Consider the following 16,803-nt stretch of genomic DNA (forward strand, 5'->3'; position numbering starts at 1 on the left):
ACTAGACCGCGCGCGTGCCCGCGCGACGCTTGTCGTCCGCCTCGTCTTACACTCGCTTCGTGACCGATCACACACAGCAGTCTCGCCTCGCAGACCACGCGTTTGAGGCTGACTCCGTTCGCAGCGGTGCGGTCGTCGGCGCGGGGGAGGGTGGCCGGGGTCTTGTCGACGCCATCCACGATCTGTTGCGCGCGGACGCCACAGCGGCCGAGTCCGCGCCGAGCGTGTGGCTGGGAGGTGCCTACCCGATGCTCGCGCGCGGTAAAGCTTGGATCGTGCCGCTCGCCTGGCTGCCATCGCCCGCGGACGGCGATGCTGGTGCTCTCGACACCCGCCGGCATCAGGCCAGCAAACTCTGGCTAGACATCCGCGGCGCCGGCAACTACCACCATGGCAACTATTTCGCGGTGGATCTTGCCGGGGCAGAGGGGCAACTCCGACCGTACGCCGATGAACTCGTGCGCACGGGCGTCCGTCGCGCAGACTGGTGGACCGAGGGTGCCTACGCGATCGTGCTCGTGGTGTACGGCGATCCGCTGCCGGCACCGCACCGAGGCACCGCGGTACATATCGTGCCGAGAGACTGGGTCTGGGACAACTGGGGGAGCGAGACGATGGGTGGCATGCCGCCCACCGATCTGCAGTGGTCGTGGGAGGACGTCGTCGCGTTCGCCCAGCAGAATCCGTCCACGCGCACTGCCGATGCCGCCGGCTGAACGTGTGACGCCCAGCAGCACAGACTACGCTGGATGCCGACCCACGATCGCTGACCGAGGAGCCGTGCGCCCATGACCGAGACCCAGATCTTCGAGCCCGAAGGCCGCGCGATCCCCTTTGTCGACGAGGGGGAAGGGCCCGTCAAGCTCGTGCTGATTCAGGAGCGCGGTCTCGAAGGCGATGTGTTGGGTGTCGTCGGCCACTACCTGGCAGAGGAAGCCGGCTTCCACGTGCTGCGCATCGGTTACCGCGCCGGCGACAGCGAGCTCTCGCTGGACGAGCAGGTTGCCGACGCGCTCGCGGTCATCGACCATGCGGGCCTCGAGCACACCTGGGTGGGCGGCCACGGTTACGGCGGAACCATCGCCCGAGCGCTCACTGCCGCGCACCCCGATCGCGCCAACGGTCTGCTCATGCTCGGTGTCGAAGACGTCGACCTGCCCGTCGCACCGGCGATCCCGGTGCTGATCGTTCAGGGCACCGACGACACGGTGACGACGGCGGCGACCGCCGAGGCGCTGCAGTCCTCGATCCCCGAGCGGGCCAGCATCAAGACGGTCGCCGGTGATCACCTGTTCCCGATGCATCAGCCGATCGAGACCGCGGTGATCATCGAGGAGTACCTCGACTGGGACTGACCCATGTCACCTGCCTCGCCCGCACGGCGACAGATCAGGGTGTTCCCCGAGTACGGGCGCGCCTGGCCGTTGTGGGAGGACTCCACTCCGACGTGGGATGTCGGGTACGCGACAACCCCGGAGATGTACGGTCTCTCGGCCGCTCTGACGCGCGATCTTGCCGCGTGGAACGAGCTGTGGAACACCCACTTCGATCCTGTCTTGGGCTGGACGGATGCCCACAGCCGCAGGCAGTGGGCCGCTGACGGCGACGCCGTTGTCGCCCGGCTTCGCACGGAAGTGCACGCGTTCGCAGACGTGGTCTACGAGCCGTGGCCTGTGAGTGGCCTGACCCCCTAGACGGCGGCGGCGCGCTCGGTACATTTGTCGGGTGACATCGCGGGGTGGGGCAAAGACCGGTGGGGGTCGGCACGATGGCGCGGCGCGCGGTGCGGTCCGGTGGCATCCGTTCGCGGGCCTCACGCGTCACAACGCGCTGCGCGAGGTCATGGCCGGGATCACGCTGCTGGCGATCGCCGTGCCGCTCAACATCGGCTACGCGCAGATTGCCGGCCTGCCGCCCACAGCGGGCCTGTACGCCCTCATCGTCCCCGTCGTCCTCTACGCACTGCTCGTTTCGTCACGGCAGCTCGTCGCCTCGCCGGATGCCGCAGCGGCTGCCCTCGTCGCCTCGTCCGTCGGCGGGCTTGCGATCGCCGGCAGCGCTGACTACGTCGCCATGGCGATGGCCCAGGCCATCCTCTCCGGGCTGTTCTTCATCGCGGCATCCGTCTTCCGCCTCGGGTATCTGGCCAGCTTCCTCTCGACCCCGATCCTGATCGGCTTCGTGGGCGGTCTCGCCCTCGACATCCTCGTCTCGCAGGTGGCGAAGATGCTGGGCGTGAAGATCGACTCCGGCGGGTCATTCACCGAGAAGATCTTCGACCTCATCTCCGGTCTCGGCACCGCATCGCTCGCGGCGACCGGCATCTCGGTCGTCGGGGTCGCCGTGCTGCTGATCGGGCGACGCCTGGCGCGAGCCGTGCCGTGGGCGCTCATCGTGCTCGTCGGCGCGACCGTCCTCGTCGCGAGTACCGGGCTCGCCGACGCCGGGGTCGCCGTGCTCGGCCCGGTCGAGGCGGGTTTGCCGGCGCCCCGCTGGCCGATGCTCGATCTCGCGACCTGGATCGCCCTCGTGCCGACCGCGCTGGCGCTGACGCTCGTGACCACCGCCGAGGGGCTCCTTGTCGCCCGCGCCTATGCCGAGAAACAGGGCGTGGAGCACCGGCCCGACCAAGACCTGTTCGCCTTCGGGATCGCCAACATCGCCTCGGGCGCCTCCGGCAGTTTCGCCGTCGGATCCTCCACCTCCCGCACCGCCGCGATGGACCAGGCCGGGTCGCGCACACAGCTGCCGACGATCGTGATGGCCGCCGGCGTGCTGCTGCTCCTGCTGTTCGGAACCGCACTGCTCGAAGACATCCCGATGCCGGCGATCGGCGCCGTCGTCGCTGTCGCGATCGTGCCGCTGCTCGGCTTGCCCGAGTTCGGATCGCTCTGGCGCCGCGACCGGTTCGAGTTCGTCATCGGCGCGGTCTGCTTCATCGTCACCCTGTTCGTCGGCGCCATCTCGGGAATCTTCGTCTCGTTCGTGCTGGCCCTGATCAACGTGGCCAGGCGCGCCGCGCGCCCCGCGGTGGACATCCTGATCGATGACGGCGCCGAGGGCAGCACCCAGCGGGCGCCTTTCGCTCCCACGGTGCAGTCGGCACCCGGCATCCTGTTGGTGCGCGTGGCAGGGCCTTTGTTCTTCGCCAACAGTGCGGTCGTGGTCGACAACCTCAAACGGCTGGTCACGACGAGAGCTCAGCCGGTGCGCTGGCTCATCCTCGACCTCGAGGCCATCAGCGACATCGACATCACCGCCGCCGATGCGCTGAGTGCTCTGCGGGACTGGTTGGCCGAGCGTGACGTGCAGTTCCGGTGCAGCCGCGGACACGGACGCGTCGTCGACCGGATGCGGCGCTGGGGTGTGCTCGACGGCGACGCCGTCTACCCCACGAACCGAGCCGCGCTCGCCGCCGCACGCGAAGAGTGACGCCCGTCAGCTGTGCGCGGCCCACGCCTCTCGGGTGACCGCGAAGTCGAGGTGCGGCATCGTCACGCCGCGGTAGTGCTTCACGAAGCGTCCCCGCACGGTCATCCCCAGGCGGATCGCGACGTTCATCGACGCGAGGTTGATGTCGCGGATCTGCGCGTGCACGGCAGCGGTATCCAGCGTCGCGAACGCGTGGGCGACCGCTCCCGACGCCGCCTCGGTCGCGTAGCCGCGGTGCCAGACGTCGGGGCGGAACAGATACCCCACCTCGACCACCTCTTCGCCGGAGCCGGACTGCAGGGTGAGCCCGCACTGTCCGATCATCTCGTCCGTCTCGCGCGAGACGGCAGCCCACAACCCGAAGCCGTCGGCCGCATACCGCTGCTGCTGGCGTTCGAGCCAGCCGTGCACCTCGGCATCCGACATCGGCCCCTCATACGCCACCATCGCCTGCGGATTCTGCAGAATGGCGCGCAGCGCCGGCAGATCCGCCTCGGTGAGCTCGCGCAGCCGCAGGCGCGGGGTTTCGAGGGTCATCCGCCCATTCTGCCTCGCCGCGAGAGAGCAGTCGCCCACTCCGCCTGGGGGAGCGGAGTGGGCGACGGTGAGCGGCGTCAGGCGCTCTGCGGCAGCAGCGTGAACGAGACGCCACCCTGTGCGTCGACGTCGGCGTCGAGCACCTTGTCGCTGAGGGCGGTCGACGCGTCGTGTTCGAGGAACACGCGGCATCCGACACCCTCCACGACGTCGTCACCGGGTTGGGGTGCGGGGGCCACGGTGACGGCGAAGCGCGGCTGCTCGGGGGCATCCGCGCTGGAGGCCTGGATGCGAAGACCCGCGGTGGGGTCATCGCTCTGCTGGGCGACGATGGTCGTCGCGATGGTGTCTGCGTTCTCGGTGAGGGTGAGCATGCGCTCTCCTTCCGGTTGCGTCCACCGCGCCGGGCGACGCGATGTCCGGGCCACGTTTCCGCACCTCGACTCGAGGATCAACCTGACAGCGATTCTCGGAGGGGTTTCACACCGGACGGATGGGCCGCGCATAACGACCCCCACACCCTGCGGCAGGCGTAGCATCGAGGAATGACCGAATCACAGACACCCCAGACCACGGATGCCCTCGCCGCCGTGCCGGGGCTGCAGCTGCTCGGTGCCGATGCGCAGGCCGGCATGTGCGTGGGCGGCTTCTGCGTGATGCCCGGCCAGTCATCCACTGGTTCCGCGCCAGAGAAGGACGCCTCCGAGGACTGAACGAGAACGGCGCCCCACCGCTGTCGCGGGAGGCGCCGTTTCGTCTGTCTGGACGTCAGTGGCCGGCGTGTGCCGGCGCCTCGGCCGAGTCATCGACGGGCTTGCGGATGAAGAACGCCCCCACGACCGTGATCGAGGCGATCACGGCGCCGATGAGGAACGCCACGCGTGAACCCGACGCCACAGCCGTGGGCACCTCGGTGCCACCGGACGCGGCCACGATGGCCGTGAAGACCGCCATCATCACCGCGATGCCTGCGGCTCCCGCCACCTGCTGCACGGTACCGATGACCGCGCTGCCGTAGGAGTAGAACTTCGGCGTCAGCGAGGCGAGCGCCGCCGTGAACAGCGGCGTGAACGACAGGGCAAGACCGATCGACAGCAGGGTCTGCGCGATCACGATCAGCCAGATCGGCGTGTTCACCGTCACGGTGGAGAACACCCACAGCATGGATGCCGCGAGAATCGCGCCAGGCACGAGCAGCACGCGTGTGCCGTGCGAGTCGTAGATGCGCCCGATCACCGGGCCGAGCAGTCCCATCGCAAGCGCGCCGGGCAGCACGATCAGACCGGCCTCCGCTGACGGCAAACCGAGTGCCTTCTGCAGGTACAGGGGCACGACCGTGAGGGTGCCGAAGAACGCCAGCGACAGCAGGAACATCTGCACCATCGACAGCGAGAAGTCCCGCGACCGGAAGATCCGCAGATCGAGCAGCGCGTCGTCCTCGCGCTGCAGCACGACCTGGCGGGCGAGGAACAGCGCGAGAGCGACCACACCGACCGCGAGCGAGACGAACAGGGGAGTGGTCGATCCGCCCGATTCGGCGATCGAGCCGATCTGGCTGAGCCCGAACACGAGGCCGCCGAAACCGAACGCCGACAGGATCACCGAGAGGATGTCGATCGGAGCGTGCGTGGTCTCGCCCACGTTGGTCAGTCGGCGCCAGCCGATGACCAGCGCGACCAGCGCGATCGGCAGCACGACGACGAAGATCGAACGCCAGTTGAAGTGGTCCAGCAGGAAGCCCGACAGCGTCGGACCGATCGCGGGGGCCAGCGAGATCACGATGCTGACCCGGCCCATCATGCGCCCGCGAGCGGCAGGCGGCACGAGGTTCATGATCGTCGTCATGAGCAGCGGCATGAGAATCGCGGTGCCGGAGGCCTGCACGACGCGGGCGACCAGCAGCATCGGGAAGCCGGACGCGAGGATCGCCAACAGGGTGCCGGCGGAGAACAGGGTCATTGCCCCCAGGAACATCTGCCGCGTGGTGAAGCGCCGCAGCAGGAAGCCGGTGGTGGGGATGACCACCGCCATGGTGAGCATGAACGCGCTCGTCACCCACTGGGCGGCGAGCGCATCGATTCCGAGATCGTCGATGAGGTGCGGGATCGCCATGCCCATCGTCGTCTCGTTCAGGATCGCGACGAAGGCCGCGATGAGCAGCACCCAGATCACCGCCATGTCCTTACGGGGGATCAGGGGTGCGGGGGATGCCTGGGGCACCGAGCCGGTGTCGGCAGTGGGCATTCTTCTCCTCGGAGGAAAGGGGGCCGGCGTACGGTCGCGCACGCAGCGTTACAGAGTAACCGGTGGGGCGGGTACTTCATTCCGCTCCCGGAGAACTCGTGCCCGGTAGCATCCTCGGGTGACCCCTCCGTCTGTGCACGCGCTGCTGCGCCCACGCACCGTGATCTCCATCGTGGTCGGCGTCGCCGTCGGCATCCTCGTCGCCCCGGCCCTCACGGTGACCGCAGGCATCCTCGCCGGTTGGGGCGCCTTCGCGCTCGTCAACGTCGTCTGGCTGCTGCTGCTGATCTGGCCGATGGATGCTGCTGCCACCCGCGCCCACGCGACACTCGAGGCGCCCGGTCGCCAGGCGGCGCGCCTGATCTCGATCGCGGGCAGCCTGGTGAGCCTCGGCGCCGTGCTCGCGGTGATCTTCGAGGCCCAGCGCGCCCCCGATCCGCAGAAGTACGTGCTCGCCGGCATCGCCGTGCTCAGCGTCGCCGCGTCGTGGGTGCTCATCCAGCTCGAGTACGTGCTGCGCTACGCCCGCATCTTCTACGCCGAGCCGCTGGGCGGCATCGACTTCAACCAGCACGAAGACCCCGAGTACACCGACTTCGTCTACGTCTCGGTCGGCCTGGGCATGACCTATCAGATCTCCGACACGAACCTCACCGGCAACGGCATCCGCCGCGTGGTGATCGCGCAGACGACCCTCGGCTACCTGTTCGGCACGGTGATCCTCGCCTCGATCATCAATCTCGTCGTCGGGCTGGGCTGAGCGCGGCCCGACGTCTGGTCCGCGCAGTAGCCTGGCGGGATGAGCATGGGCGGACGACCGGCATTCCGAGGAGTGGACGAACGCGCGCAGCGCCGTCAGAACGCCGAGGCGCCGCGGGTCGAGGGCCTCGGTCGCCGCGTGGTCGCGCTGTTCCGCCCGTACCGAGCACGGCTCGTGCTCACGGTCGTGCTGGTGATCCTCGGCGCCGGCATCGCCGTCATCCCCCCGCTGCTCGTGCAGCGCATCTTCGACGACGCCCTGTTCCCCACCGATGGCGGGTCGCCCCAGCTGGGCCTGCTCGTGCAGCTGGTCGCGGCGATGATCGGGCTGTTCCTGTTGTCGGCCGCGCTCGGGGTCGCGCAGACCTGGCTCACCTCCACGGTGGGGAACAGTGTCACCGGTGACCTGCGGGTGCGGCTGTTCGAGCACCTGCAGGCGATGGAGCTGGGCTTCTTCACGCGCACCAAGACCGGTGTCATCCAGTCGCGGCTGCAGAACGACGTCGGCGGTGTCTCCGGTGTGCTGACCAACACCGTCACCAGCATCCTGGGCAACATCGTCACGGTCATCGCCTCGCTCGTGGCGATGATCCTCATCGACTGGCGACTCACGCTCATCGCCGTGTTCATGATGCCGGTGCTCGTGATCGTGCAGCGTCGCGTCGGGCAGGTGCGTGCACGCATCGCGGGGGAGACGCAGGAGTCGCTGTCTGAGCTCACCTCGATCACGCAAGAGACGCTCAGCGTCTCGGGAATGCTGTTGTCGAAGTCGTTCAACCGGCAGCGCACCGAATCGGAGCGCTACCAGCAGGAGAACCGCAACCAGGTGCGCCTGCAGGTGCGCCGGGCGATGAGCGGTCAGGGATTCTTCGCCGTCGTGCAGGTGATGATGTCGTCGGTGCCGGCGATCATCTACCTCGTGGCGGGGTTCCTCATCACTGGTTCCGCCGATGCGCTCACCGCCGGAACCGTTGTCGCCTTCACCACCGTGCAAGCACGACTGCTCATGCCGCTCATGGGCCTGATGCGGGTGGCGCTCGACCTGCAGACCTCGGCGGCCCTGTTCGCCCGCATCTTCGAGTACCTCGACCTCGTTCCCGAGATCACCGACGCCCCCGACCCCATCACCGTCGCGCAGGCCCCAGGGCCGCGCGGGCGGATCGAGTTCCGCGACGTCGTGTTCCGCTACCCGGATGCCGCACCCGATGCCCGCCCCACGCTCGACGGCGTCTCGTTCGACGCCGAGCCCGGGCAGCACGTCGCGTTCGTCGGGCCGTCGGGTGCCGGCAAGACCACCGTGCTCTATCTCGCGCCGCGCCTGTACGAGGTGTCGGGCGGCGCCGTCCTGTTCGCCGGGGCCGATGTGCGCTCGCTCACCCAGGAGTCGATCATCGACGACATCGGCATCGTGTCGCAGGAGACCTACCTGTTCCATGCCACGATCCGCGAGAACCTGCTGTACGCCAAACCCGACGCCACCGACGACGAACTGATCGCGGCCTGCACCGCGGCCAACATCCACCACATCATCGCGGGCTTTGAGCGAGGCTACGACACGGTCGTCGGCGAGCGCGGCTACCGCCTCTCTGGCGGCGAGAAGCAGCGCATCGCGATCGCGCGCGTGCTGCTGAAGGATCCGCCGGTGCTGCTGCTCGACGAGGCGACGTCGGCGTTGGACACGGTGTCAGAGCGCGTGGTGCAAGAGGCGCTCGATGAGGCAGCCCGCGGCCGTACCGTGCTCTCGATCGCACACCGCCTGTCGACGGTGATGGGCGCCGACATGATCCACGTGCTCGATGCCGGTCGGATCATCGAATCCGGCACCCACGCCGAATTGCTCGCCGCCGACGGCCTCTACGCCGAACTCGCCGCCCAGCAGGTCGCTGCCTCACGCATCGCCGGAACCGAAGCGGCGCTCGCCCCGGCCGGGGCACCCGCCGCATTCGCCGCGCGCCGGGCGGACCAGGCACCGGGGGGCGCTGCCGGAGCGGATGCGGTCGCCGCGCTCACCGCGCCGATTCCGCTGCTCGAGACCCGCGCTGCCGGGGCCCCGTCGGACGACTGACGCGTCGTCAGTGCACGGACAGTCCGCCGTCGATGAACAGTGACTGCCCGGTGACGTAACCCGAACCGGGCCCGGCGAGGAACACCGCCGCGGCAGCGAAGTCATCCGGCAGCCCGTTGCGGCCGATCATGGTGCGCGCGGCGAGCGCCTCGACGGCTGCGGTGTCCTGCTGCAGCCGGGCGTTCAGCGGCGTGAGCACGAAACCCGGCACGAGGGCGTTGCTGGTCACGCCGGTGCCGCCCCAGGCCTCGGCCTCCGAGCGCATGAGCGATTGCACGGCGCCCTTGGACGCACCGTAGACGCCGCTGCCGACGAAGGCGCGGTGCGCCTGCTGGGAGCTGATGTGGATCAGCCGACCGAACCCGCGCTCTGCCATCCCTGCCGCGTAGTGCTGGCCCAGCAGGAACGGCGCGAGCGCGTTGACGGTCATCGTGGCATCCCAGTCGGCCTCGGTGATCTCGGCGAACGGTGGACGGATGTTGATGCCGGCCGAGTTCACCAGGATGTCGGGTTCGCCGAAGGGGAGCGTCGCGTCATCCGCCACCTGATGGATGCCGGCGCGGCTGCCCAGGTCGCCGATGACGCCCGCGGCGCGGCATCCGGCATCGGTGAGTTCGCGCACGGTCGCCGTCACACGCTCCTCCCCGCGGGCGACGATCACCACCGATGCCCCCGCGTGCGCGAGCGCGTGAGCGATGCCTTTGCCGATGCCCGACGAGCCGCCGGTGACGACGGCGGTGCGCCCAGTAAGCGAGAAGAGGGTGTCGAGGTAGTCGGTCATGCGGTCACCATCCGAGTGCAGCGGCGAGTGCGGGGTCGGGGCGGGCATCGGCGAACTCGGGCAGGGCCCGCAACTCGCCGAGGAAGTCGTCGAGCGCTGCGCGATAGGCCGGATCCGGATGCTCCGCCGCGATCCGCTCCAGCGGTGGCACATCCATCGACAGGATGAGGTCGAGGCGGGCGACGACCGCGGCGTGCGCCTCGGCTCGGCGCAACACGTCGATACCGCCGCGCAGCGCAGACAGGTAGTCGTGCAACACCGGAAGCTGGGCCTTGCTCTGTGTGATCGAGGTCCCATCGGCCCGGAGGCGCCAGCGCACGAGCACATCGGGGATGAGGTCGAAGGCACGCGCCTGGGTGTACATCTCCTGCGCGAGGATCTGATCCTCATAGGCGACACCCTCCGGGAAGCGCCGCCGTTGCCAGAAGTCGCTGCGGCTGACCTTCGACCAGGCGACGACATTCGCCGATGCCGGCGGATGCTCGTGAATCGTCGTGCGCAGCTGCTCCGGGTCGGTCGCTGCCGACACCCACGGCTGCACACGCCCCGGCCGGTACCCGGCGCCGTCCCAACGTGAGCGCACGTAGGCGCCGGCGACGAAGTCGCTGCCCGTGCGCTGCAGGGTCTGGGTGGTGCGCGCGAGCGCGAACGGGGTGAACTCGTCGTCGCCGTCGAGGAACGCGACGAACGGGGTGTCGACCCGAGCGAGGCCGACGTTGCGCGCCGCGCCGAGGCCGAGCGGCTCCGGGTTGTGCACGACGGTGAACCGGGGGTCGTCGCGGGCGGCGGCATCGAAGATCGCGCCCGTGTCGTCGGTCGAGCCGTCATCGAGCAGGAGCGCGCGCCAGCGCGGTTCGGACTGCGCCTGCAGTGAGGCGATCGCGGCGTGCGCGAACGCGGCGACGTCGCGCCCTGGCACGACGACGGTGACGAGGGGAGCGGGCACGAGGCGAGTCTACGGGTGCGGTCAGGGAGTGCCGGCCGCCGAGACCGATGCGGCCACGACGGCGGCCAGGCGCTCCGGCGCGTCGCCCGGCAGAGGATGCCGCCCGAAGGTGAACCGCACCGCGCTCTGGGCGATGTCCGGCGCGATGCCGCAGGCCAGCAGCACGTGCGAGGGCTCATCGCTGCCGGCCGCGCACGCCGAGCCACTCGAGGAGATCACGCCGCGGCGCTCGAGTTCGAGCAGGACGGCCTCACCGCTGATCCCCGCGAAGGTGAAGCTGGCCGTTCCCGGCAGCCGCTGCCCGGGCGCGCCGGTGAGCTGCGCGGTGGGGATGTCGTGCAGCACCGAGGCGATGAACCGTGAGGTCGCAGCCCCCACCGTCCCGGCGAGCGTCTCGCGTTCGGCCTCGGCGAGTTCGAGGGCGACGGCCAGCGCCACCGCCCCCGCGACGTTCTCGGTGCCCGAGCGGCGGCCGCGCTCCTGCCCGCCGCCGTGCAGCAGCGGCTCCAGCGGCACGCGGCCGCGCACGGCCAGCGCCCCGATGCCCTTGGGCGCGCCGAGCTTGTGACCAGCGATCGACAGCGCGTCGGCCCCCAGCCCCGCCAGCGGCAGCCAACCCGCTGACTGGACGGCATCCAGGTGCAGGGGAACACCCTGGGCGCGGGTCACCGCGCGCAGGCCCGCGGCATCCTGCACGGTGCCGATCTCGTTATTCGCGTGACCGATCGTGACCAGCGCCGTGTCCGGGCGCAGGGCGGCGGCGACGCGGTCGGGGCTGACGCGGCCCACGTCGTCCACGGGCACCAGCGTCACCTCGATCCCGTGGAATCGCTGTAGGAAGGCGGCGGACTCCAGAATCGACTCGTGCTCGATCGGCGTGGTGATCAGGTGCCGTCGGCCATCGCCGAGCGCGGCAAGCATGATGCCCTTCACCGCCAGGTTGTTCGCCTCGGTGCCGCCCGCGGTGAAGAGCACGTCGCCCGTGCGCATCCCGAGCACACGAGCGACCCTGGCGCGGGCGTCGGAGAGAGCCGCTGCGGCCGCCTCGCCCGCCGTGTGGTGACTGGAGGGGTTGCCGAACACGCCGGTGAGATACGGTTGCATCGCCTCGAGCACCTCCGGGCGCACCGGCGAGGTGGCAGCGTGGTCGAGGTAGAGCATGTCAGTCGATCCGCACGTCCAGCCCGAGATCGAGGGCGCGCGCCGAGTGGGTGAGTGCCCCCACCGAGATGACGTCGACGCCCGTCTCGGCGATCGCCCGCACCGTGTCGAGGTTCACGCCGCCGGAGGCCTCCGCGGTCGCGCGGGACCCGATGAGCGCGACCGCGGTGCGCAGGTCGGCGATCGCGAAGTTGTCGAGCAGCACCGTGTGCGCACCGCCGTCGAGCACCGCGGGGATCTGGTCGAGACGATCGACCTCGACGACGACGTGCGTCGTGTGCGGCAACCGGGAGAACGCCGCACGCAGCGACGTCGCCAGGTCGGCGCCGCTGGCGCGCAGCACCGCCAGGTGGTTGTCCTTGGCCATGACGGCATCCGACAGGGAGTACCGGTGATTGCTGCCGCCGCCCGACACCACGGCGTGCCGCTCGAAGGCACGCAGGCCGGGCGTGGTCTTTCTGGTGTCGGCGATGCGCACCCCGGTGCCGGCCACGGCCGCAACGTAGGCCGCCGTCAGGGTGGCGATGCCGCTCAGCCGCTGGGCGAAGTTCAACGCGACGCGCTCGGCGGTCAGCACGCTGCGCGCGGACCCCGTGACCGAGGCGAGCACATCGCCGGGCTCGAAGGTATCCCCGTCGCCGACGTGCAGGTCGACCGTCACCTGCGGATCGGTGAGCGTGAATGCGGCCGCGAACACCTCGCCGCCGCTGAACACGCCCGCCTCGCGCGCGACGAGGTCTGCCGTGGCACGGGCCTCTTCCGGCAGCAGTGTGGTGCTGGTGAGGTCGCCCCACGGGGCATCCTCCTCCAAAGCCGCCGCGACAGTGCGGGTGAGCGTAGCGGGGGTGAGCATCAGGCTCCGATCAGGGCAGGTGCGGCGGCGGGTTCGCGGTGGTGCGCCCCGACCGAGGTGGTGCGGGCGAGGGCGGCGGATGCGGTGGCGCGGGCGACCAGCAGCAGATTCGCGTCTTCATACTCGGTACGGGTGCGCGCGGTGTCGGCGGATGCGGCATCCGCGGTCCATCGGGCGAGCTGGGCCACGGCATCTCGCAGCCCGGCATCGTCGCGCAGCAACCCGACCTTGTCCCACATGAGCTGCTGCAGGTCGGCGCGGCGCACGGGAAGCACGGCCGCGGTGAGGGGAGGCGCCGCGGCGACGGGGGGCATCGCCGCGGGCCAGTCGGTGAGGGGCGCGTCGAGCGCCGCGGCAGCCCGCGCACCGAAGACAGCACCCTCCAGCAGGGAGTTGGATGCCAACCGATTCGCGCCGTGCACACCCGTGCGGGCGGTCTCGCCGACGGCGAAGAGGCCGGGCAGTGTCGTGCGGCCGTCGAGGTCGGTCACCACGCCACCCATCAGGTAGTGCGCGGCCGGCGTGACGGGCAGGGTCTCCTTCGCCCAGTCGAACCCGCGCGCCCGGGTGACGCGGTCGATCGTGGGGAACCGGGATGCCAGGCGCGCGGCGCCGAGCATGGTGGCATCCAGTCGCACGGGCGCGCCCTGCTCGGCCGCGCGACGGGCGATCGCCCGGGCCACGACGTCGCGCGGGGCGAGCTCCCCGTCGGGATGCGCGTCGAAGCAGAACCGGCGCCCCTCGGCGTCGCGCAGCACCGCGCCCTCGCCGCGGACGGCCTCGGAGACGAGGAACGGCGCGCCACCGGCGGGATCGGCGAGCACGGTCGGGTGGAACTGCATGAACTCCAGATCGGCCACGGCCGCACCGGCACGGATCGCGGCGGCGATGCCATCGCCGGTGGTGCCCGGGGCGTTGGTGGTGTGTGCGTAGAGCATGCCGGCGCCGCCGGTCGCCAGGATCACGGCATCCGCCCGGAGCGTCTCGGGCTCCTCATGCCGCAGCACACGGATGCCGCGCACGGCACCGTGCTCGACCACCAGGTCGATGAGGAAGGCGTGCTCGATCACCTCCGCTCCGCTCGCGCGGGTCTGTGCACTGAGGGCCGCGGCGATCGCTGCGCCGGTGGCGTCGCCGCCCGCGTGCACGATGCGAGGATGGCTGTGTGCGGCTTCGCGGCCGAGCATCAGGGAACCGTCGGGACGGCGGTCGAACGCGGTGCCGCGGGCGATGAGCTCGGCGATGCGGGCCGCGCCGTCGGTCACGAGCGCGTCGACGGCGGCCGGGTCAGACAGGCCAGCGCCGGCGGTCAGGGTGTCCTCGGCGTGCAGACGGGGCGAGTCGCCGGGGCCGTAGACGCCGGCGACCCCGCCCTGGGCGAGCGGGGTGCACCCGTCGCCCAGGGCATCCTTGGTGACCACGCGCACGCGGTGCCCTGCGGCGTCGGCATGCAGGGCGGCGGTCAGGCCGGCGATGCCGCTGCCGACGACGATGACGTCCATCAGTTCGCCGCCGGGGGCTTGGCGGCGAGCATCCGCTCCAGCGCCACGCGGGCGGGCGCGGCGACGTCGTCGCTGACGGTGATGCGATTGGGTGTGCGGCCGGCGACGAGTTCTTCGAGCACCCAGGCGAGGTACCCGGGGTGGATGCGGTACATCGTCGAGCAGGGGCACACCACCGGGTCGAGGCAGAAGATCTCGTGCTGCGGGTACTGGGCCGCCAGGCGCCGCACGAGGTTGATCTCTGTGCCGATCGCGAAGGTCGTGGGCTCGGTCGCGGCGTCGATGGCGCGGCGGATGTAGTCGGTGGATCCGGCCTCGTCGGCAGCATCCACGACCTCCATCGGGCACTCGGGGTGCACGATCACCCGTACGCCGGGGTGCTCGGCCCGCGCCTGGTCGATCTGCGCGACCGTGAACCGGCGGTGCACCGAGCAGAAGCCGTGCCAGAGGATGACCTGGGCGTCGGCCAGCTCTTCCGCGGTGGATCCGCCCAACGGCTTGCGGGGGTTCCACATCGGCATCCGTTCGAGCGGCACCCCCATGGCCTTGGCGGTGTTGCGGCCCAGGTGCTGATCGGGGAAGAAGAGCACGCGGCGGCCGCGGGCGAATGCCCACTCCAGCACCGTCTCCGCGTTCGACGACGTGCACACGATGCCGCCGTGGCGGCCGACGAAGCCCTTGATCGCGGCGGAGGAGTTCATGTACGTGACGGGGATCACCGGGACGCGGCCGTCGGCGTCTTGTGCGTCGAGGTCGCCGAGCACGTCGGCGAGCTGCTCCCAGCACTCCTCGACCTGGTCGATGTCGGCCATGTCGGCCATCGAGCATCCGGCGGCGAGGTTGGGCAGGATCACTGCCTGGTCGGGGCTGGAGAGCAGATCGGCGGTCTCGGCCATGAAGTGCACGCCGCAGAACACGATCGCCTCGGCGTCGGTGCGTCCCTTGGCCGCAGTGGCGAGCTGGAACGAGTCGCCCACGTAGTCGGCGTGCGTGACCACCTCATCGCGCTGGTAGAAGTGGCCGAGGATGACGACACGGTCGCCGAGGGTCTGCTTGGCGGCGCGGATGCGTGCGTGCAGTTCAGCCTCGTCGGCCTCGCGATACGCGGCGGGGAGCTCGCCCTGGCGCGGTGCGCCGGTGGGGATCACGTCGCCCATCGACGAGCCGGGGCCGTACCCCGGGCGGATGTCGAAGTCCCAGGGGCCGGCCGCGAGGTCGGTGCTGCACGTGGCGTCCGTCGAGGCGCCGGCCACGATCGCCTGGATCGCGTGGTCGACCGACGGGTCGACCGTCGGGAACGGGAGAGTGGACGTGGGCATCGGGCGCCGCCTTCTGGTCACTTCGACACTTAGTGTGCGGGATCAGATTATGTCGATCTGACCAGAAGTGCAAGATGCCCTTCGACAGGCTCAGGGACCTTCGACAGGCTCAGGGCCCTTCGACAGGCTCAGGGACCCAACGGGTGCTCAGGGTCCTTCGACAGGCTCAGGGACCCAACGGGTGCTCAGGGCCCTTCGTCTCGGGCGCCTGCGGCGGCCTCGCTCAGGGACCGACGAGCGTGCGGGGGTCAGGCGTCGGCGTTGTAGCGGTAGAGCCGGGCGGGCCGGTGCTTGCCGGTGCGGAACGAGTCCGTTGGCACGAGTTCGTCCGAGCCCTCCAGCAGACGGCGGAAGTTCGACGGGTCCAGTCGCCGCCCGAGTACCGCCTCGTACACCTCGCGCAGCTCGGTCAGGGTGAAGGCGTCGGGCAGCAGGCCCGCGGCGATCCGGCTGTATCCGACCTTGTTGCGCAGACGCCACAACGCGTACTCGGCGATCCGGCGGTGGTCGAAGGCGAGCTCGGGGAGGGCATCCACGTCGAACCATTCGACGTTCTCCGGCGCATCGGCGACCGCCCGCTGGGCGTCCACGAGGTCGGACCGCAACAGCGCCCAGTACACGATCGAGATCGTTCGGCTGGGCGCGCGGTCCACGTCGCCGAAGGTATACAGCTGTTCGAGGTAGCTGGGCGCGAGGGCAGTGGTCTCCGCGAGGGTGCGCGCGGCTGCATCATCGAGGTTCTCGGCCACGTCCAGCCACCCGCCAGGCAGGGCCCACATGCCCAAATGCGGTTCGCGTGTGCGCCGCACGAGGGGCAGCATCAGCCGGTCGCCGTCCGCCGCCGAGCGGAGCGAGAAAATCACGGTCGACACCGCCACGCGGATCGCATCCTGTTCGCCCTGGCTGCCTTTCACACCGACGAGCCTAGGGGGTCGGCGCGTGCCGCTATGCTGGAGGCCTAACCGAACACAGGCCAAACGAGCCTCGCGGGAGAGCTCCGGTGAATGCAGCCGGGCACCGAAGGAGCAAGCCTCCCCGCCAATCTCTCAGGTACGCGTACCGCGAAGCTCAGGCCACTCTGAAAAGTGATGCTCCGGCATCCGCCGACGGTGAAAGCACCCGGCGTCAGCGACTCCTCGAGTCGGTCGACGTGGGAGCGAAACTCTCAGGCCCATGACAGAGGGGGAGTTCCAGGGAACGGCAC

The 16,803-nt window shown here is 70.2% G+C and carries 17 protein-coding genes and 2 riboswitches; of the genes, 7 read left to right on the forward strand and 10 right to left on the reverse strand.

Going from position 1 to position 16,803, the window contains the following annotated elements:
- Positions 1–59: 59 nt before the first annotated feature.
- The 4 genes from WDU93_RS04755 to WDU93_RS04770 all read left to right on the forward strand — a co-directional run bounded on the left by WDU93_RS04755 (position 60) and on the right by WDU93_RS04770 (position 3,432).
- On the forward strand, positions 60–716 hold the full coding sequence (locus WDU93_RS04755; RefSeq protein ID WP_337318107.1) for a hypothetical protein: 657 nt from the start codon (positions 60–62) through the stop codon (positions 714–716).
- Between the two features lie 72 nt (positions 717–788).
- Positions 789–1,355, forward strand: coding sequence for an alpha/beta fold hydrolase (locus WDU93_RS04760; RefSeq protein ID WP_337318108.1), 567 nt, complete (start codon positions 789–791; stop codon positions 1,353–1,355).
- 3 nt (positions 1,356–1,358) lie between these two features.
- Positions 1,359–1,694, forward strand: coding sequence for a hypothetical protein (locus tag WDU93_RS04765; protein ID WP_337318110.1), 336 nt, complete (start codon positions 1,359–1,361; stop codon positions 1,692–1,694).
- Between the two features lie 31 nt (positions 1,695–1,725).
- The gene (locus WDU93_RS04770) at positions 1,726–3,432 is read left to right on the forward strand and encodes a SulP family inorganic anion transporter (RefSeq protein WP_337318111.1); all 1,707 of its coding nucleotides are present in this window, start codon (positions 1,726–1,728) and stop codon (positions 3,430–3,432) included.
- A gap of 6 nt (positions 3,433–3,438) precedes the next feature.
- Here WDU93_RS04770 and WDU93_RS04775 read toward each other — a convergent pair whose 3' ends face one another.
- Entirely contained in the window at positions 3,439–3,969 is a 531-nt protein-coding gene (locus WDU93_RS04775) for a GNAT family N-acetyltransferase (protein ID WP_337318113.1), read from the reverse strand.
- Between the two features lie 77 nt (positions 3,970–4,046).
- Complete coding sequence (locus WDU93_RS04780; protein ID WP_337318115.1) at positions 4,047–4,343, reverse strand: Fe-S cluster assembly protein HesB; 297 nt, start codon at positions 4,341–4,343, stop codon at positions 4,047–4,049.
- A 171-nt stretch (positions 4,344–4,514) separates the two neighbouring features.
- Between WDU93_RS04780 and WDU93_RS04785 the strand changes: the two genes are divergently transcribed.
- Positions 4,515–4,682 (forward strand): hypothetical protein, encoded by a 168-nt coding sequence (locus tag WDU93_RS04785; RefSeq protein ID WP_337318117.1) that lies wholly within the window; start codon positions 4,515–4,517, stop codon positions 4,680–4,682.
- A 55-nt stretch (positions 4,683–4,737) separates the two neighbouring features.
- Here WDU93_RS04785 and WDU93_RS04790 read toward each other — a convergent pair whose 3' ends face one another.
- On the reverse strand, positions 4,738–6,213 hold the full coding sequence (locus WDU93_RS04790) for an MDR family MFS transporter (RefSeq protein ID WP_337318119.1): 1,476 nt from the start codon (positions 6,211–6,213) through the stop codon (positions 4,738–4,740).
- A 118-nt stretch (positions 6,214–6,331) separates the two neighbouring features.
- Between WDU93_RS04790 and WDU93_RS04795 the strand changes: the two genes are divergently transcribed.
- Both WDU93_RS04795 and WDU93_RS04800 read left to right on the forward strand, forming a co-directional pair.
- Complete coding sequence (locus WDU93_RS04795) at positions 6,332–6,973, forward strand: DUF1345 domain-containing protein (RefSeq protein ID WP_337318121.1); 642 nt, start codon at positions 6,332–6,334, stop codon at positions 6,971–6,973.
- A gap of 45 nt (positions 6,974–7,018) precedes the next feature.
- Positions 7,019–9,037, forward strand: coding sequence for an ABC transporter ATP-binding protein (locus tag WDU93_RS04800; protein WP_420064040.1), 2,019 nt, complete (start codon positions 7,019–7,021; stop codon positions 9,035–9,037).
- A gap of 7 nt (positions 9,038–9,044) precedes the next feature.
- Here WDU93_RS04800 and WDU93_RS04805 read toward each other — a convergent pair whose 3' ends face one another.
- The 7 genes from WDU93_RS04805 to WDU93_RS04835 form a co-directional block, all read right to left on the reverse strand.
- A complete protein-coding gene (locus WDU93_RS04805; protein WP_337318125.1) occupies positions 9,045–9,866 on the reverse strand; it encodes an SDR family NAD(P)-dependent oxidoreductase in 822 nt (273 codons plus the stop codon).
- Positions 9,823–10,764: a glycosyltransferase family 2 protein gene (locus tag WDU93_RS04810; RefSeq protein WP_337318127.1), complete on the reverse strand. Its 942-nt coding sequence runs from the start codon at positions 10,762–10,764 to the stop codon at positions 9,823–9,825. Before WDU93_RS04810 ends, WDU93_RS04805 begins: the two co-directional genes overlap by 44 nt.
- Positions 10,765–10,785: 21 nt before the next feature.
- Positions 10,786–11,925 carry a cysteine desulfurase family protein gene (locus tag WDU93_RS04815; protein WP_337318129.1) on the reverse strand — a complete coding sequence of 380 codons (1,140 nt, stop codon included), beginning with the start codon at positions 11,923–11,925 and terminating at the stop codon, positions 10,786–10,788.
- A 1-nt stretch (position 11,926) separates the two neighbouring features.
- Complete coding sequence (gene nadC / locus WDU93_RS04820; protein WP_337318131.1) at positions 11,927–12,778, reverse strand: carboxylating nicotinate-nucleotide diphosphorylase; 852 nt, start codon at positions 12,776–12,778, stop codon at positions 11,927–11,929.
- A complete protein-coding gene (gene nadB, locus WDU93_RS04825) occupies positions 12,778–14,280 on the reverse strand; it encodes an L-aspartate oxidase (RefSeq protein WP_337318133.1) in 1,503 nt (500 codons plus the stop codon). The genes nadC and nadB overlap by 1 nt, the downstream gene beginning before the upstream one ends.
- Complete coding sequence (gene nadA / locus WDU93_RS04830) at positions 14,280–15,599, reverse strand: quinolinate synthase NadA (protein WP_337318136.1); 1,320 nt, start codon at positions 15,597–15,599, stop codon at positions 14,280–14,282. Before nadA ends, nadB begins: the two co-directional genes overlap by 1 nt.
- 248 nt (positions 15,600–15,847) lie before the next feature.
- Positions 15,848–16,471: an NUDIX hydrolase gene (locus WDU93_RS04835; protein ID WP_337318466.1), complete on the reverse strand. Its 624-nt coding sequence runs from the start codon at positions 16,469–16,471 to the stop codon at positions 15,848–15,850.
- 105 nt (positions 16,472–16,576) lie between these two features.
- A riboswitch (glycine riboswitch) is annotated at positions 16,577–16,671 on the forward strand.
- A riboswitch (glycine riboswitch) is annotated at positions 16,672–16,789 on the forward strand.
- The last annotated feature ends 14 nt before the right edge of the window (positions 16,790–16,803 follow it).

This window comes from Microbacterium istanbulense (genome assembly GCF_037204145.1).
GTDB lineage: Bacteria > Actinomycetota > Actinomycetes > Actinomycetales > Microbacteriaceae > Microbacterium > Microbacterium istanbulense.

Excerpts from the sequence above, each read along its gene's own strand:
- WDU93_RS04760 (WP_337318108.1), top strand. The coding sequence starts at position 789 with ATGACCGAGACCCAGATCTTCGAGCCCGAAGGCCGCGCGATCCCCTTT.
- WDU93_RS04765 (WP_337318110.1), top strand. The coding sequence starts at position 1,359 with ATGTCACCTGCCTCGCCCGCACGGCGACAGATCAGGGTGTTCCCCGAG.
- WDU93_RS04775 (WP_337318113.1), bottom strand. The coding sequence starts at position 3,969 with ATGACCCTCGAAACCCCGCGCCTGCGGCTGCGCGAGCTCACCGAGGCG.
- WDU93_RS04780 (WP_337318115.1), bottom strand. The coding sequence starts at position 4,343 with ATGCTCACCCTCACCGAGAACGCAGACACCATCGCGACGACCATCGTC.
- WDU93_RS04785 (WP_337318117.1), top strand. The coding sequence starts at position 4,515 with ATGACCGAATCACAGACACCCCAGACCACGGATGCCCTCGCCGCCGTG.
- WDU93_RS04790 (WP_337318119.1), bottom strand. The coding sequence starts at position 6,213 with ATGCCCACTGCCGACACCGGCTCGGTGCCCCAGGCATCCCCCGCACCC.
- WDU93_RS04800 (WP_420064040.1), top strand. The coding sequence starts at position 7,019 with ATGGGCGGACGACCGGCATTCCGAGGAGTGGACGAACGCGCGCAGCGC.
- WDU93_RS04805 (WP_337318125.1), bottom strand. The coding sequence starts at position 9,866 with ATGCCCGCCCCGACCCCGCACTCGCCGCTGCACTCGGATGGTGACCGC.
- WDU93_RS04815 (WP_337318129.1), bottom strand. The coding sequence starts at position 11,925 with ATGCTCTACCTCGACCACGCTGCCACCTCGCCGGTGCGCCCGGAGGTG.
- nadC (WP_337318131.1), bottom strand. The coding sequence starts at position 12,778 with ATGCTCACCCCCGCTACGCTCACCCGCACTGTCGCGGCGGCTTTGGAG.
- nadB (WP_337318133.1), bottom strand. The coding sequence starts at position 14,280 with ATGGACGTCATCGTCGTCGGCAGCGGCATCGCCGGCCTGACCGCCGCC.
- nadA (WP_337318136.1), bottom strand. The coding sequence starts at position 15,599 with ATGCCCACGTCCACTCTCCCGTTCCCGACGGTCGACCCGTCGGTCGAC.